The following is a 17,294-nucleotide window of genomic DNA, read 5'->3' as shown; positions in this document are numbered from 1 at the left end:
TGGACAGCCTATTCAGATCATTGTACTTATGACGAATAGAAACTGGCTGGTAATAAATGAATTTAAAAAGAAACACACTTAAAAATACCAGCCTAAAAAGCCGCTTGCTCCTTGCCGCGGCTTTTTGGCTTGGTGCCATGATATTAGCAGCAGGTATCGGTATACCAAAGCTGGTTAACGACTACCTCGTCGATGACATGAAACAACAGCTTGGCTTAACCATGGATGAGCTAACAGCCAATATCGAAACCAATAATCATGGAGCACTGATAATGGCTGAGCGCCTTTCAGACCCCAGATTAAACCAACCTTACAGCGGCATCTATTGGCGCGCATCAACTCAAGATCAAATCATTCGTTCTCGCTCGCTATGGGACAAAGACCTCACTATAAAACGGTCACCGATAAATACGTCAGTCAAAGGGCCTAAAGAGGAGAAGCTGATCTATATTGAGCAAGATATCTACCTTCCCGAGCTAAGTGACCCCGTCACTATAACTATAGGCATGAATGACAATTCATTAGAATCGACACTCAATCAGCTCACAGGGCAAGTGTGGCTGATATTAATTCTATTATTCGTTGGTGTTTTATTGTTGATTGGTATTCAAGTCAGTTGGTCTCTACTTCCTCTGAATAAGATGCAACGAGAGTTAGCATTACTAAGAAAGGGTGAACAACAAGGTTTAAGCGATAATTACCCAAAAGAAGTGTCACCATTAGTGTCCGATCTCAATGCCTTACTCTTCCATTATCAAGAATTGTTAGAGCGAGCTCGTAACCACGCAGGCAACCTTTCTCACGCCTTAAAAACACCACTATCAGTTCTCAAAAATGAAATAGAAAGGCTTCCCGATGATGAAAAGAAACTCTTACAGGAACCTATCCATCAAATTCAAAGCCAAATAGATTATCACCTTGGCCGTGCACGTATGGCAGGCGCAATGAACATCCTTTCCGTTAAGTCGTCGCCTTGTGAACGTGTCGAGGCAATTGCGATGGCGTTTGACAAAGTCTATGCCGACAATGACGTAACCATGGTCAACGAACTGGGTTTAGAACTTGATGTCGCAGTTGAAAAAACCGACCTCGATGAGATGCTCGGAAACCTGCTCGAGAACAGCTATAAATGGGCACGTAGTATTATTCGAGTGCACGCCAAGGAACTTACTGGCGGCAATGTTGAATTAATTGTAGAGGATGACGGACAAGGTATCCCTGAAGAAAAACTCGAACAGGTAACGAAGCGAGGTGTTCGTCTTGACGAAACTACACCAGGAACAGGACTTGGGCTTAATATTGTGAATGAGATGGCTCACAGTTATCGAGGCAGTTTAACACTCCGTAAAAGCTCTATGGGTGGCTTAAGAGCCTCTCTAATCCTAAAGGTTTCTCAGACTCGTTAGAACCTCGATACCGGTTATTGAGTAAGTTGGTAACTATTACTGTCTAATTCTACCTTTAACCAAAGAGGGTGAATTCTATTTTCCAAATAGCCCGACATTTGAAAGACAGACCAAACATCATCGACATAAACGAACACTTTATCGACAAACAAATTTTTTAGCCCTCTAAATTAACAATCAAAAAGGATCTTACTTGCTCAATTAATTATGTGATGTTAGTATCCGCGCTCGCTTAAGCATGATCTCGTTTATGCTTAAGCATTGCCACATACTCAAGGTCGCATTGAGGTGTGAAGTTAATTTTTACTAATTTGAGAGTAAAACTATGAAATTTGAAGCAGTAGTACGTACTGAACTAGGTAAAGGTGCGAGCCGCCGCCTACGTCACGCTGGTAAATTCCCAGCTGTAATCTACGGTGGCGAAGCAGCAGCTGTAGCTATCGAACTTGTTCACGCTGACGTGATCAACCAAATGGATAAGCCTGAATTCTACGAAACAATCACTCTAGTGATTGACGGCGCAGAAGTTAAGGTTAAACCGCAAGACGTTCAACGTCACGCGTTCAAGCCTAAAGTTGAGCACATGGACTTCATCCGTATCTAATTCCCTACCAAGGAATAAGATTGGATAAATCCAAGCCTTCTGCATAGAAAAGATAATCGATCTTACCAATCGAAAAATCTAGAAATTCGAAACCCCGATGCTACCAACATCGGGGTTTCACCGTTTTTGAGCCCTCAAAAACGTCGTAAATCTCGCGCAACACACTGAAAACAATCGACTTTCCCCTTCCCCACTTTATTCCAACCTTGTTTGGGTGGATTAAGGGTGGACGAAAGGTGGACTTATACAGTAGTTTTTCTAAAAAAATAATAGGACACCTTTTAATCTAATTCAATGCCCGCAACAATCAGCCCCTCAGCGATACAAGATCAGCGACATTTAGCGCTAACTCTAGACACAGTACACACCTTAAAGGCCCTTTCAGAAACTGAATTGACAATTAACATAACAACCACAAAACCAACTCACAAACCGAACAGGGAACCATTTAAATTAACGCTTAATTACCATTAATAACTAAGATTCTGGTTCCAAAACACAACCTTATTCATTAATCAAAGTTATACTTGACGCCGCAACCTATCTAACTGAATATGAAAGAAAATATCATTAATAGCTAGGTGCAAACCTCGGTAGAGGTTCAAGGAGTACGAGTGAAATATCAGATTGTTGGTGGTGCTGGCCTGCACCGCAGCGAGACTAAAACCATTGATATGATGGTTCAACAGCTTCCTGACAGTTGGTTTGGATATGCCGGTTTAGTGGTTACGGATAGTCAAGGTTCAATGGAAATTGACGCACTTATTATCACAGCAGACCGGCTATTATTAGTTGAATTAAAAGAGTGGAATGGCACCATTACTTACGAAGGAGGAAAATGGTTCCAAAATGGGAAGCCTCGAGGTAAGAGCCCTTATCAAATTAAGCGCGAGCATGCGTTAAGATTGAAAAACCTTTTACAAGAAGAGCTTTCTCGAAAACTTGGCTACTTCCTACATGTCGAAGCTCATGTGGTACTTTGCGGTAATGCAGGCCCAGAAAACCTACCTACAAGTGAACGTCGCTTTGTACATACTCGTGATGAATTTTTAACTATTGGAAAACCTAAGCATTACGATAATTTAGTTCAAGCCACTAACTTCGCACATCTCTTTGAGGGTGAACATAAACGCCCCAACTCCCCTCAAGTATTACCAATTATTCAGGCTTTCTTTGATGGCCCCAAAGTTAAACCTTTACCATTAAAAGAAAACGACTATATCGCTAACGAGAAACCATTTTTCAGTCACCCCCGCAATATATACAGTGAGTTCCGAGCTGGCCATAAAGACAATGCTCTCCATAGAGGCTTACTTCGCACATGGGATTTCGATGCATTAGGTGTTGCATACGCTGAACAATCAATATGGGCAGAAATAGCCTTACGTGAAACTCGAGTAGGACGTCAAGTGCGTAATGGCAGTGCTACTATGCAAGATTATATGCTTCGTTCTGTTAGCGAGATTTCAGAAGAGAACGTAACCGACGATGCTCGTGAGCTTTACGAATTGCGTAGAAGCTTTAAAAGGTTAGATGAAGTTCTAGACAGCGAAGCTAAAGAGTGGAGTAAACCTGAACGAATCGACCGTGTACGAGCCCTGTTAGCACCATTCTCTGAATTACACAGCTTAGGTGTAGGCCACCGCGACATCGACCCTCATAATCTTTGGTATGCCGAAGATCAGAAAAGCATTGTTGTCACAGGATTTGGCTCCGCATCTATCGATGGACGAGATAACTTAGAAGAACTGCGTACAACGCTACAAAGTGCACCTTATCTTATCCCTGAAGATGCTTTTGAAGAGGCAGCCGAACCATACCGCCAAGACGTCTTTATGTTAGCTGTTATAGCCTATCGTATTTGTTTTTCAGGAGAATCACTATTAGTAGAAAATCAAGTACCAGAGTGGCGAATACCGCAAGAAGATCTATTTGGAGGGGCTCTCACACCTTGGTTTGAGCAGGCTTTAAACCTAGAGCCAAGCAAACGATTCCCTCGTGCGGATATCATGTTAAATGAGTTCAATTCAGCAACACAGGAACAAATCCAAGGACATGATGAAGCAAACCAGATCCACCAAGAAATAGAAAATAGCGATTTTTTCCGAAGTGATATGAACAGTGTGGGTGTTGTGATGGAATTTCAGCCATTACCTGAGTTCGCAGCCAGCGTTTATCCAGCTCTTGCTGCGATAGCTAAAACTGGGTATATCGACTACCTCTCCAATCAAAATGAGCAGTTATTGCAGGTGAAACTATGGGACGGAGTAACACTCAACACTCAACAGCCTGGAGTTAATCGTAGAATTCACGCATTTAAACAACGTATTGATAAGCTTGAACAACTAAACCTACCGACCCCCTCGGTCCATGCCTGTGGTTTATTAGGGCAAGGTGGGCTCTATTTAGTAAGTGAACATATTGAAGGTCAGCTCTGGTCGGAGTACATATCCTCACATGAGTTGAATCACGCACAGAGACTGAGCATTGCGGAGACATTAATACATACGGTACTCCGGTTCCATGAAAAGCAGCTACCACATGGAGACTTATGCCCAAATAAACTACTAGTTCAAGACGACGAACAGTTAGCTTTAACACTAACTGGATTACTAGAATATAGTGATGAATTGACTTCGAACAAGTGCTATCAACCCACGAACCCAGATGCTACAGATGCTTTTGGGCGAGATTGCTTTGCAATTTATAAAATAGTAGAGGAGCTTTTCCATGAAAACATGCCTCTTGCTGTCGCAGAAGAAATTAGCCGAGCAAGTCAGTCACCTGATGGGATTCCAATTGCGTTAGATCCTTTACTACAATCCCTGACAGCTCCCGACCAACCCGAAACTGAAATCAACTCTAAGCCTCAAATAAATTTAGAGGATTCCATTTCAATACGCTGGCGCGGAGAAGCATGGCCGGCCGACTTAAAATTACTAGAACCAAATGATGGTGGATATCACTTCAATTGCAGTTGGTCTAATAACCCCCGCTTTCCTAATGAATTACGTTGTTTTATTACAGGCCTTGGTGAGCAGTTATTAGTAGACCTTAACCCTGAGGATCGCTGTATATCAAGAATAAACTACAACACAGGTCTATCGATTGAAGAAACGATAAAGGCGGGGAAACACTCTCAAACTAAGATTGAATCACAATTATCAATTCAACAAGGGGTACTTACTGAACGCAATGATTTCATAGAACTACTAATGTCCCTTGAGCCTGTAATCGACGCTATTATCGAAAGAGCAAATCCAAATCAAGAAATGGAAGAGCATGACTTTGATGTAAGTGATTCGCAACCAGTTGAACTATGGCAAGCACTTGCTGATACCGAAGGGGAATTACGTGAACAAGTGACTATTGACTCTGCGGAATTTAAGGAGTCGACTAGTGGTTGTTTACTATACCCATACACTACTGAATCTGGCTCAGACCTCAATTTTGAAGTCGATGATAAAATTCTCGTTTACCTCAAAGAAAAAAATGATTCGATTCAATTAGGAGAACTCCGTCTTACTGAAACGACTCAAAACCTTTTAGCCATACGTTTCGATTTCGATTCCGCTCGTAAGCGAATCCAAGATGGTAGTCAGCTACAATTAGAGTCAATTCGAGACAAGTCTTCACGAGAGCTACGTTTAAAAGCACTACAACGAGTAATTGATCATAAAGCTGAAATTCCACAACTTGCGCAGTATTTTGACTATCACGAAAAAGTACAAATGCAAACAATGGAACCATTACCAAGTGTCGAAGCTTTGCGGAAACGATACGATCAACCAGGTCAAGAGTTTAATGATCAGCAATTAGCGGCATTCCAACAACTAGTATCTCAAGGGCCTGTTGGCGTTTTACAAGGTCCCCCTGGTACGGGTAAAACAACTTTCGTTTCAAAGTTTATCCACTACCTATACAAACATTGTGGAGTAAATAACATACTTCTAGTGGGTCAGTCACATACGGCCGTTGATAACGTAGCAATAAAAGCCAGAGAACTATGCCATCAACAAGGCATGGCTTTGGACACAGTTCGGATTGGTCACGAACAAATGATCGACGAGGGTATGCTGTGCGTTGAAACCAAAGCTCTCCAACGTCAGATACAACATAAATTTCATAGAGAATATGACTTACGAGTCAGTACTCTCGGTAAGCGGCTGGGCATGGCACCTTCTTTAGTTGAACAGCTATGCCAATTACATAGGACCCTAAACCCACTACTTGTATCACTTGCTCAATGCCGACGTGAAGTTTTGAAGTTAGAAAAAAATAAAAGTAATGGCCCTATCTATCAAGAAGCCGTTTCAAAAGAACTAAAGCAACTTGAGCACATAGAACAACGAATTCAGGCAGTGGTTTATTCTATGTTCGAAAGTGAGTTTTCGGAACCTCTAACTTATGACGAAACGCTACTTTCACAGTTGGCTGAAATCATATCGGCCCAACGTTGCTACAACAACCCTGAGAACCTTAGCCGCTTTTTACAATTACTAGAAATGAGCCAAGAGTGGATGGATGTACTTCAGGGAGGAGAGGCTGGTTTTGATCGATTCATGTTCAAAAGTAAACAGTTAGTATGTGGAACCTTAGTAGGTGTTGGTCGTCGTCGCTTAGAGCTAACTGAGTCTAGCTTTGACTGGGTTATTGTCGATGAAGCTGGTAGAGCACAAGCTGCAGAATTGATGGTTGCATTACAGTCAGGTAAAAGAGTACTGCTTGTTGGCGACCATAAACAACTACCACCATTCTACCAACAACAGCACCTCAAACTAGCAGCCAAGAAACTAGAGCTTGGTCGAGGCATTTTTTATGAATCTGATTTTGAAAAAGCTTTCAAAGCGACAAATGGAGTTGCTCTAGACACTCAATATAGAATGGTAGAACCTATTGGTGACCTCGTTTCGGAATGTTTTTACGCTAAAGATATGGGTAAGTTGCATACAGGTCGCGGAGCCTCTCCTGAATGGTATCAGAAACTACCTAGCCCTTGGAATAAATCAGTGACTTGGATTGACAGTTCAAGCTCATGTGCAAATGGTGGTGAAAAACAAAAAGGAAATGGACGCTATTATAACCCCCGAGAGATTCAAATTTTACTAGAAGCATTACAGACCTTAGCGGACGATGACACGATAGATCAATTAGAAAACACCATCACAGCAGAACAGCCTTATCCAATAGGTATTATTACTATGTATAGGCAGCAAAAAGAGGAAATTGAAAACGCAATTAGCCGTGCAGAGTGGGCAGGTAGAATACGTAACTTAATCAAGATTAATACCGTTGACTCGTATCAAGGGCAAGAAAATAAAATCATCATTCTAAGCCTAGTTCGTGACAACACAGAAAAGTTACAAGGCTTTTTGAGGGACGCTCCACGTATCAATGTCGCGATATCACGCTCACAAGAACGTCTGCTTGTATTAGGGGCAGGAAGAATGTGGTCAAAGGATAATAATGATTCAGCACTAGGGACGGTACATGAATTCATTAGTAATCAGGTTTCCGCAGCTAATCCAAATTATCAAGTACTTTGCGGCCATAGCTTATTAGGAGAAAATGAATAATGTCAGAGCCACGTCTAGGTAATGTGATCACTTTATTAATACCAGCTCGCAGTTACAAAATAAACTGCGCTTGGACAAAAGAAAAATTAATGCCTGGCATAGAACAATTCGCTTGTCGCCTGTTGCTTATTTTTGACCAACTTTACCCGAGTGAGCTACAAAGCTATTTTGGTCTTAACGACAGAGAGCGAGAAGTTCTACTAGATAGTTTACTTGCCAACCGCCTAATTAACGTCAATCCAGAAGGTCATGTTGAGGCAAGCTCATTTTTAAGAAAACATGCAGCAACTAATGAAGGCAAACCAAGCCTTGTCAAATATCAAGAGCAAACAGAAGATGTTGCTTTTGATTTACTGACCCTATCAGTTTGTAAACCACAGCAACATCGCAGGCTGACATCAGGCTTGCCTGAATTACTACCTCGGGATAAGTTAGACGCTGATATCTCGTCAATAACCGAAGCATTTAGTACCCAATTCCGACATCATTTAATGCTAAGCCGAAATAATGATTATGAGCGTCAAAGGACTCAACTTTACAAAGTTATGGGGTGTAGCTCGAATGAAATGGTACAAATTCCTGTAGATGTTGAAGTTAGCTATAACGCTGTCCATAACAGCACCCCTCAAAAGTTTACGCGTTCCTACGAGCGTATTGGCAACAATCGAATACCGTTAGCAAATGACTTGGAAGCTCACATCGCAGATTTTCTAGGCGAGCAGCTACTTGATGAATCAGGCTTAAATTGCACAGATTACTGCCATTTAGTTCATGACCCCGTATTGGAAAAATTCTCAAACGGGTATCAGTTTGATTACTCGGGCTGGCTAGAAGCCAGAGAGAAGCGGAATACTGGGTACGGTTGTAACCAAACATTTGGCATATTGGGAGCTGTATATCTGCCAGACAACGCTAAACGTTTCATTAACGAGTTAAAAGACGCTTTGCGTATGCAAGATAGTTCGATTCCACCCAAAGCCATTTGGTACAGCAGTGATGTTCCACTTTGGGGGGCGAATAGTAGTCTGCTAGCTCGCTTCAATAGAGATATAGGCGATATCTTAGATAACAATTGCGAGACTCAAGGAGGTCGCGTAACGCTTTTACATTCGAGTAAAAATAACGGCGAGAGTCGCCTAAAGCGCAAGCAACATCTTGGGCGATTTGCTAACGGTGTCAGTTTATCTTCAGAAGCACAATTTGATAGATTAGAGCTGTTATTAATCCCAGGAGTTATAGGGGTAGTTCAATATCATGGACAACCACATATGGATAGCGCTTTAACTCTACCTATAGGCTACGTTACGACAGATCCAGAGCGCTTGCAATTACTTGAATTCTTATTAGCTAAAAGAATTAATGGTGCTACAGCTTCTGTAAATTGGAGTGATGGCAAATACGATACTCTTGCCACTTTTTTACCTGATAGTTTATTGATTAAACTCGATAAAAAAAGCGGCTGTGAGATTGAGCAAGCGATCCGCCGCGAGCAAAAGGTTTTAAATAGCAACGCAGCAAGAGCAATACTTTCACTTCGAAGCAAGCCATAATTTAGTGGGATATTAAAGGTCTCTTTTACACATTGAGACCTTTAACTTTCTACATTTAACCAAGAGTAACTATAATATAAATAAGCAATTGACCATCTACTTCTATTGTGAATCTTCTAGTTTTTTAATTAGTTGCCCAAAATCTTCAGCCCATAACCAATTTTCGTGGTCGTTATTTTCGATAAGATTATAGCGCTTATCTGACCACTCAACGAAAACGACATGGTCACCTTCTACTAGAACGTTCACACCATAATTAATCAATAAATTTCTTAAAACTAGGAGAACTTCTATAAAGGTAAGCGTGCTTTTCCCCGAAATTATGTTGCTGAACTTCAACTTTCTTCTCAGCGTGAGTTGAACAACAACTTCTGCACTCTGGGTTTGGACAAATATATCTCCCTTCAGTGCACCGCTCAGTGAGATCTCTGCTGTCGATAATTTCATAACATTTAAAACCAATACAATGGTTGATGTAATAATCAATATTGTATTCTTGGCAATCTTCACAGTTGCACTTAAAGACTGTTAATCTATATGCAGCACTTACTGGCACTTTTATCTTCTGACCTGTGGATGGATCGTGTTTGACCACCTCAACACGCGCGTACTTCATGTTTGGCACCATCAACTTATCACAGGTACGGCAATGCAAACGCGAGTGAAGCTCTCTTATTCGATTCAAGTATCCAGCAAGCTTAATAGCAAAATCTCGTTTTGATGGCTCATTAAATGTTGCGTAGTTTAAACCATAGTGGCAGAGCCAATCGAATATCGAATATTGTTCAAAGTTTTGCTTAATACGGGTTCTACTCGAGGGTCATTACAGCGACGAGCACGACACAAGTAGACATTTTCCGGTCTGCTATATTTAGAAATTTTTTCTTTTTTCCACACAAAAGCTTCACATGACAAGTTAATATGTGGGTATTCGTTCTTAAGGGTATTGCACTGTGGAAACAGTTTAAATATCGATGGATGATCAATATCTAATTTATTATTTAAAATAGCACTCCATATTTCATGTAATATGACAGATGAAATTGTTTCAACACTATTTTCATAATTAATAAGAGGCAACAACTTTGATAACATCCAGCACTCAGGATCTGTAGCAATGTCTTTATCATTTTCTACATCTTCTACAAATGACATGTCTTTGTTATATGCCTTAATTCTGATGTTATGCTTTTTCACTAATAATTGATTAGCATTATATAGAGGATTAATAATACTATTTTTCGTGAAATCTAAAAAATTATTGAAACACTGCTTATAAATAGTTCGCACATAATTCTGAACATCTGTATTTTTTTTACAGAGCACATCAAATACAAAAGTATCTATCTCATCAATTCTATTGCTAAGAGAATCAATATCAATTAAGTTCTTGAACACTAGAGTAAGTAACGCACTTGTGTCAAAAAACCTCAGGTTCTCTTGGTAATATGATTTTCTAGTATCATCATCTAATGATTCAAGCCAAACTAAAATTGAATCTAGATGCTGTTCGAAAAAAGCATTCTTAAACTCCTTATCTTCTAAAGATAATATAGGTAGCAAATGATGCATCTCCTCAGCTGTGATAGAGTGCTTAATTGCCTGAGCTTTTAAGTACTCTAAAACTACTTTATCATTTTCAGTTAAGCATTGAATAATGTCACAGTAGTGAGTGACATGCGCTTGTTTAAGTAATTTGATCCCTTCGAGTCTAGTCGTCTGGTTTGTCAGAGTAAAAGTAACGATAGCCTCGTTCACTTTTCCACTAGTCCCAATCTTTGAATTTACCAGAAAACCAAGAAATTCTTGAATTTGATTTTTGATATAAGTAGGTGGTAGTAGGTTACTTGAAATGTCATTTTCAAGGTAGTCTGCGAGATTCCGCACTTTGCTATAAATATTGAATAAGTTAGCGCTTTTCATTCTATAATTTACTGAACGCAAAAACTCTTCATCGTAAGGTAGCGCTTCTGAGAAAGATTGAACTAACGCTATTTTCGTTTTTTCAGATACGCTATCTATTGCGCAATCAATTAAATGACACTTTGACAGTAACTTTAAAAATTGTACTGAAAGTTCATCGTAAGACTCATTAAGATCGATAACTTTCAGTTTTTTTATAAATGCTTTATTAACAAGTTCGATTGGCAGATCAAGTACAGACAACTCAGAGTTTATGATCATATCCACCGTGAGACCCGAAACATAACATTTGAGTACAGGGTTATCCTTTGATTTTTTACCTAATAGTTTTACGACAGAAGATAAAATACCTAACTCAGATTTTACGATGTTGATAAAGTCTAACTGTTCTTTATTAGATAAAGAATCCATGAAGTTTTCATATAAGTCATTTGATCGAGATAAATGAGCAACAGTACTAGTTAAAATTTCTAACTTTAAGTTTATATTACTTAAAGATGACCACCACTCAAATAGTTTTTCATAGTTATGAAAGAAGTAACTATTAGGTATAGTGGAGGGATTAATTGCAGAGTTGTACAGGTCTTCAGCACTTAGTTTTTCTACAAGTATTGAAAACAAAGCAACGTGATTGTCACATTCTTTCAAAATCCTAGATAAAATAGGAATTAATCTGACTTGATGTCTTACCTTTTTAATAATATCTTTTCCAAAGTCACCTTGCAGTATCTTGATGATTGAGTTTTTATAAGAACATCGTGAAATAACCTTATCTAAATCTGCGGCATAAAGAAGAAAATTAACCATTTCTTCAGATGAGGGCTGTTCGCTAGTCACCATCGTGGTGACATTTTTTGCGCTGAGTTTGTTCTTGGCATCTTTACTAAGTTCAAATACAACGACTTCGCCTTCTCCAAGTACGCCGCCGTTTACTTCATCTTTATGAACAAATACGCTTGTATAGTCATGTGTGGTAATAAAGCCAAAGTGGTTATTACGACCTGTTTTCTTATTTTTACCACCAAACCAGTCGACGGTACCTAAGGTGTAATTTTTTGTGTCGCTCATGCTTACCTTTTATTATGTACTTTTTTACTCGACGCTATCCCATCATTTCGCAGAATTGACCATACTAGAAGTAATTTATGGTAGCTACGTTTTAGAACTTCTTTTTAAGAATTTGGAAAAATTACTAAAAATCGCGTGACAGTATTTCAGCAAGTAAAACTGGGCTATGATGATGATCAATATCTACTTCTTTACGTTCAAAATATGTCCAAGGGCGGATAAAAGCTAACTCCTATCGGCACGAATAACTGACTATTGCAAAGCATCAGTCGAAGGCCTTTCGTAATCACCTTCAAGCCATCAAGTGGCGATACAGTGTCACCACCTGATGGGTGGCGCTCAACAACAATTAGCGCTATGTCGAGGCTGAGCTTGATGCTCTGGCTAGTTACAAATATTCGGATTCCGAATAAGGAATCCGAACTTAACTTACAAGCTTTAACGGCCTAGGTAAGCCGCGATAGCCTCTTCTCTTCCATACCCTAACTCTTCGGTAATGACCATTCTTGCTTCAAAGTCGTGCTGTTTGTCCATTCCGGTTAGTCCCTTGGTTGACGGCCCCGTCCCGCAGCAGGAGCATTAAAATCCGTCAATTCAAAGTATCGCTGAGCCGCATGCGCATGCAATGAACCATGCACTTTATCTAAGCCTATTTAGATAAAAATTCTTTTGTGTTTTTTCATCTAAGAAGCATATTTAGTATTACTGAAATCATTACCCCAACACATATCAACAACCTCACTATTTCAAGTACTTATAACTTGTGCTTTAATGCACCAATATGCTACTGGGTGAATTTAAATGGCAAGAAAAAATGATGGGATTATATGGCACTTAATGGACGCTCCATGGTGGCTAAGCGTATTGCTATCAGCATGTATTTATTTTGGACTTTCATATCTATTGCCTAACTTAGCCATTGAAAGTGACAACTTTCTCTTTAAAGCTATAGCTCCAAACTTACCCTTGATGGCACCATACTTTACGTTTTTATTTTTACTTCCCGCACCGATAGCGTTTTTCAAGCAATACAAGAGGAAGAGAAGCTTTCTTACGACGAGCTCTCAGGTTAGAGTGCATAAAAATACCTCACCGCTAAATCACCTAAACTGGATAGAATTTGAAAGTTACATCGGTGAATACTTTAAGTCTCAAGGGTATGCGGTCAAACAGTCTTTCACTCAAAAACCTGACGGCGGTGTTGATATTTGGCTCACAAAGGATAATGAGTTAAGTCTTGTCCAATGTAAGCATTGGAAAACTCGCAAAGTCGGAGTGCAAGTTCTAAGGGAAATGTACGGAGTCATGATCGCAAACAATGCCAGTAAAATGATAATTGTAACGTCGGGCGACTTTACTTCTGAGGCCGTTGCCTTTTCCCTAGATAAACGCCTATGGTTGGTCAACGGCAGTGAGCTAGTTCATATGATTGAAGACGGGCGCAGCTTTCAGAACAAACCGTTGGTGCCTCCCCCAGCGCCAAGATCCATCAGTGAACCCAGAATCTGTCCTCGTTGCCAATCTAAGCTTGTAATACGTGTAGCTAAGCGGGGAGCTAAAACTGGAATGTCTTTCTATGGGTGCTCTACGTATCCAAAGTGTCGTTATACTTGCGACTACTACCCCTCATGAAAATATCCAATTATATCATAACCTTATATTCAACAATCTAGCATTTACACCACTTTAAGCTCCCCAAAAACATTTGGGAACGAGTGAGTACAGCGCAGTACTTCATTCATGTCTACTTATGCCATTCCCTAACACATACAACAACTGTATTTACATACAGCCCACTTATTGATACTGTAAATGCATCCAGTTAAATGAGGTGTGTTATGTCAGCAAGTAACAATGGTAACAATGAAACTAGTAGTTCTGTTCCAAAGAAGCGAGATTACACGTTTCTGCAAAACCTATTGCTTTTGTGTTTGGGGTCGTTGATTTTTGCGGGGATCACCGAAGCTTACAAGAGCGATTTAACTACTGACAAAAGTTTGGTAAAAGAATATTATCGCCCACTTCGCGATGTCACATCCACCTGTATGCCTTTACAAAATCAATTGTTTCTGAAACATGGAGAATTAGCAGGTAATTACAAACTTATTCTTGATGAAATGGGCCATATGTTTACCAATTTAGAAATAGCGAACAGTTCAAGATATCAAGTTTATCCCATGTCACTAATGAAGGCTCATTCATCAGTAAAATTAGAGTTAAAACAACTGAGTGAAAAGGTATCTAAGTGCAGAGCTGACGTTTATCAAAAATATGAAGAACTTGCTCTGGCTACAGGGACCTACGGCGAATATAAAAAGTTATCTGAAGCTCACTTTAGGATCCTTAATGAGGGACATAAAGCTAGAAAGGCTGCGATTCCACAAGAAATAAAAGAGATAGACCCAAACGTTTTAGTACAAATGATGCGAGAGCTTACTGTATTCGACTTATCAACAGATGAAGCGATGGTGCTATTTAAGGAAAGAATAGATTCAATTGCAATACCTGTTATTGAATACGAGGTTGTTAAAATGGAATCTGAACAATCAGCATTTAAAGAAAATAATCGATTCCACGATGAAGTAACGTCTATCTTCTTAAATGAAATTAGCGCACGGAACTCTCCAAGCATACTTAGTCGCATATTTTGAGTGTAACAAAGTATAAACATACTTCTCCAAGCCGACATAATCGCAACAATCTGAATTGTTATCCGTGGCACTTTTCAGCTCAAAGTGCCACAAAGTTTATTTCAGGTATATGGCAAGCATTTTAATGAGCCGAATTTAACTAAATTTCTCTTACACTTAAACATTTTGTAGGTGACTGTAACTTACGATTACGCATACTTTTGGACATAAATATAACGATGCTACTCACTCCCAATCAGCGCAAGCTACTCAATACACACTTCCAGGGGATACCGGCACACGGTGTGCTGAATAAAGCGATCAAAACTAATCTTGAACTGGTACCGCTTCGTCCGCTGCTAAAAACTGGGCTCAATTTGGAGGACGTAGCAATACGCAATGGTTTGAAAAGGGTTTTAAAACGAACGACAGATGTGAGGGTTTGGGAAAGTAAGCATGCAAAACAGGCGTTACGCGAGTTTTACGCAGAGCTATGCACCAAGCACCAGACGTTACTCTCCAACTCAGCCTTATTAAGCCAGATCAAGGATTCAAAAGTCCTTGAATTCGATCATTATATCATTGAAATCAAGGCGTCAACCTTAGCCGAGAGACTGAAACAAGTATTTTGGCCTGAGTCAACAAAAGGCGATTACGGTCATATTGCCGTTTTGCAGCGTGAACTGCTGTCCGAAAATAAAATTGTGCTCAAGGGTTTTGATTATCAACAACAATTTGATCTCGATAATTTGCGTGCACTCGGTCAGGCCATTAAACAGAATCCGCCCCTTTGGAGCATAAAAAATACCATCAACTATGAACCGCTTTTAACCCAAATGATCATCGCTGCGAGAATGATGACCATATTTGTTACTTTTCCCAGTCATCGAGAAATTGTCGAATGCAATGACCCACTCATTAGTACAGTTGCTCTGAACTATCGTGAGTATTTTCGTAATGAAACAAAACTCTGCGAAGTCTTACCGGTGTCATCTGACGCACGTTTATCATTTTCTGGTAAACATGGACTGAAACGGCTAGAGGTTTTTTTTATCGAACTTTGCAAGGATCGAACCCAAATGGTCAACTTAAGTCTCATTGATGTACTGTCGAAGGATTACTGTAGCGCCACCATAAAACGTGCAGTCGAGAGTCACGGGTTTGCGAATATCACCGAATATCAAGCGCATTTATTTGCGCGTGGTAAGCTTAATTTTACTCACAAGGCCAATCAAGGCGCACTTCGACTTGACGCAACAAAAAATGGTACAGCAGGCGAGGTACTGATAGGTCAATTATTGCAATCAACCTCGGTTGAAAAAAAACTCAAAAATTATGGCGTACCTGTGACGGTTGAGTCGCAATGCTATGTCCCCTCGTTAAACCGCCGAGTCGACTTTGTGCTCGGTGGAAGGATGATTGTCGAAGTGATGATGGTCAAGACCGAGCATATGTTTGGTGATAAAGGGATTGCAACAAATCGTCGCAAAGAAGCTACGTATATCGACGGATCTAAAGCGTACTACCAGGCTCTGAGCGCCAGTGATATCCCACACCTAATCATCGGTGCAGAGAATACTATTAGGACTAGACGTGACGCGGCCAACCAACAGATTTTAGACGCAATAGATCTCTATTTTAATCGTTCAACGTTACCTTCAATACTGGCCTATGAACCGACCTACCAAACTGCATGTAACTATGACCTGGTGGGTTTAACCGGATGGTTAAAAGACACGTTGTTTTATCACAGTGGTTCACGTCTGTTACCGTCGCGTAGCGAACTCGCTGCCATCACTCTGCCGAAATGGGAATCCGCGATAGTGATGATGACGCACTTAGGTACCGGGCAAGTGTGCCAATCGGCCAACCTCTCATTCGAGTCCCATTTAAGCCGCATGGATAACCTCGATTTGAGTGACGGTACTGTCCGACGCACTATCTTAGAAAAACACTTTGGCCACCTAAAATATGTACCCAAGATAGGTTGTTGGAGCAGTTCACTAAATCCGCTAAAAACGTTTTATCAAGCACAGGGTCTCAACCTGGCGGAGGAGGATGCGAAAAAAATGTGGGTCCAGTTACAGAAAGCTCCACGAGGGCATTATGAGTCTGACGGTGAGTTAAACTTGTACAATATCGCAGCCGCTATCAGGGAACTGAAACCCTTCAAGATGGGAAGTTGTGTATTTCCGACTAAATATCAATTTGAGCTAGAATCTCTTTCTGGGGCTTATGGCCCGATGCAGAAAGCATTGGCAAGCAAGGACACCCAAACTCAGTTAAGCGAACTCACCGGTCTAATGACCATTGAACAATATGTAAAAAAAGCAATGACAATAGCGCAAGCGAACCTAGAACAGGCAGGTTTCATTGTCAGCAAAAAAAAGGCCTCTGCGTTAACAAAACATTTTCAACGTCAAGCGCAATTGGAGTGGAAAATACTACCAGCACATCGCTACAGTCGATTTTTTTGATTTTGCAGTCCTATTGTTTGTAAGCGAAGCCGAAATTGAGCGAATAAGCCCTGCTCTGCA

Annotated in this window: 9 protein-coding genes and 1 pseudogene; 7 read left to right on the top strand and 3 right to left on the bottom strand. The window is 40.3% G+C overall.

All coding sequences use genetic code 11. The features are described from left to right. Window positions 1-56 precede the first annotated feature (56 nt). From OCV24_RS05965 to OCV24_RS05950, 4 genes are all read left to right on the top strand, one after another. Window positions 57-1,406, top strand: a complete 1,350-nt coding sequence (locus OCV24_RS05965; RefSeq protein WP_150878429.1) for an ATP-binding protein — start codon at window positions 57-59, stop codon at window positions 1,404-1,406. A 325-nt stretch (window positions 1,407-1,731) separates the two neighbouring features. Then, a complete protein-coding gene (gene rplY, locus OCV24_RS05960; protein WP_009847093.1) occupies window positions 1,732-2,010 on the top strand; it encodes a 50S ribosomal protein L25 in 279 nt (92 codons plus the stop codon). A 614-nt stretch (window positions 2,011-2,624) separates the two neighbouring features. Beyond that, window positions 2,625-7,586, top strand: coding sequence for an AAA domain-containing protein (locus OCV24_RS05955; RefSeq protein WP_150878427.1), 4,962 nt, complete (start codon window positions 2,625-2,627; stop codon window positions 7,584-7,586). Window positions 7,587-7,609: 23 nt separating this feature from the next. Then, on the top strand, window positions 7,610-9,136 hold the full coding sequence (locus OCV24_RS05950; protein ID WP_244291730.1) for a hypothetical protein: 1,527 nt from the start codon (window positions 7,610-7,612) through the stop codon (window positions 9,134-9,136). A gap of 102 nt (window positions 9,137-9,238) precedes the next feature. Here the strand turns inward: OCV24_RS05950 and OCV24_RS05945 are convergent, their stop codons facing one another. The 3 genes and pseudogenes from OCV24_RS05945 to OCV24_RS20795 form a co-directional block, all read right to left on the bottom strand. Further along, window positions 9,239-9,646 carry a hypothetical protein gene (locus OCV24_RS05945; RefSeq protein ID WP_150878425.1) on the bottom strand — a complete coding sequence of 136 codons (408 nt, stop codon included), beginning with the start codon at window positions 9,644-9,646 and terminating at the stop codon, window positions 9,239-9,241. A gap of 234 nt (window positions 9,647-9,880) precedes the next feature. Then, window positions 9,881-12,127, bottom strand: a complete 2,247-nt coding sequence (locus OCV24_RS05940) for a cold shock domain-containing protein (RefSeq protein WP_150878423.1) — start codon at window positions 12,125-12,127, stop codon at window positions 9,881-9,883. A 438-nt stretch (window positions 12,128-12,565) separates the two neighbouring features. Next, a pseudogene (locus OCV24_RS20795) lies at window positions 12,566-12,780 on the bottom strand (integrase); the annotation flags it as partial. 148 nt (window positions 12,781-12,928) lie between these two features. On the opposite strand from OCV24_RS20795, the gene OCV24_RS05935 reads away from it, so the two are divergent. The 3 genes from OCV24_RS05935 (at window position 12,929) to OCV24_RS05925 (ending at window position 17,234) form a co-directional block, all read left to right on the top strand. Further along, window positions 12,929-13,759, top strand: coding sequence for a restriction endonuclease (locus OCV24_RS05935; RefSeq protein ID WP_150878421.1), 831 nt, complete (start codon window positions 12,929-12,931; stop codon window positions 13,757-13,759). Window positions 13,760-13,965: 206 nt separating this feature from the next. Beyond that, on the top strand, window positions 13,966-14,778 hold the full coding sequence (locus OCV24_RS05930) for a hypothetical protein (protein ID WP_150878419.1): 813 nt from the start codon (window positions 13,966-13,968) through the stop codon (window positions 14,776-14,778). Between the two features lie 218 nt (window positions 14,779-14,996). Beyond that, entirely contained in the window at window positions 14,997-17,234 is a 2,238-nt protein-coding gene (locus OCV24_RS05925) for a hypothetical protein (protein ID WP_150878417.1), read from the top strand. Window positions 17,235-17,294 lie beyond the last annotated feature (60 nt).

This window comes from Vibrio kanaloae (assembly GCF_024347535.1).
Classification (GTDB): domain Bacteria; phylum Pseudomonadota; class Gammaproteobacteria; order Enterobacterales; family Vibrionaceae; genus Vibrio; species Vibrio kanaloae.
The sequence above is the reverse complement of the archived record's forward strand: the minus strand, read 5'-3'. Positions and strand labels throughout refer to the sequence as shown.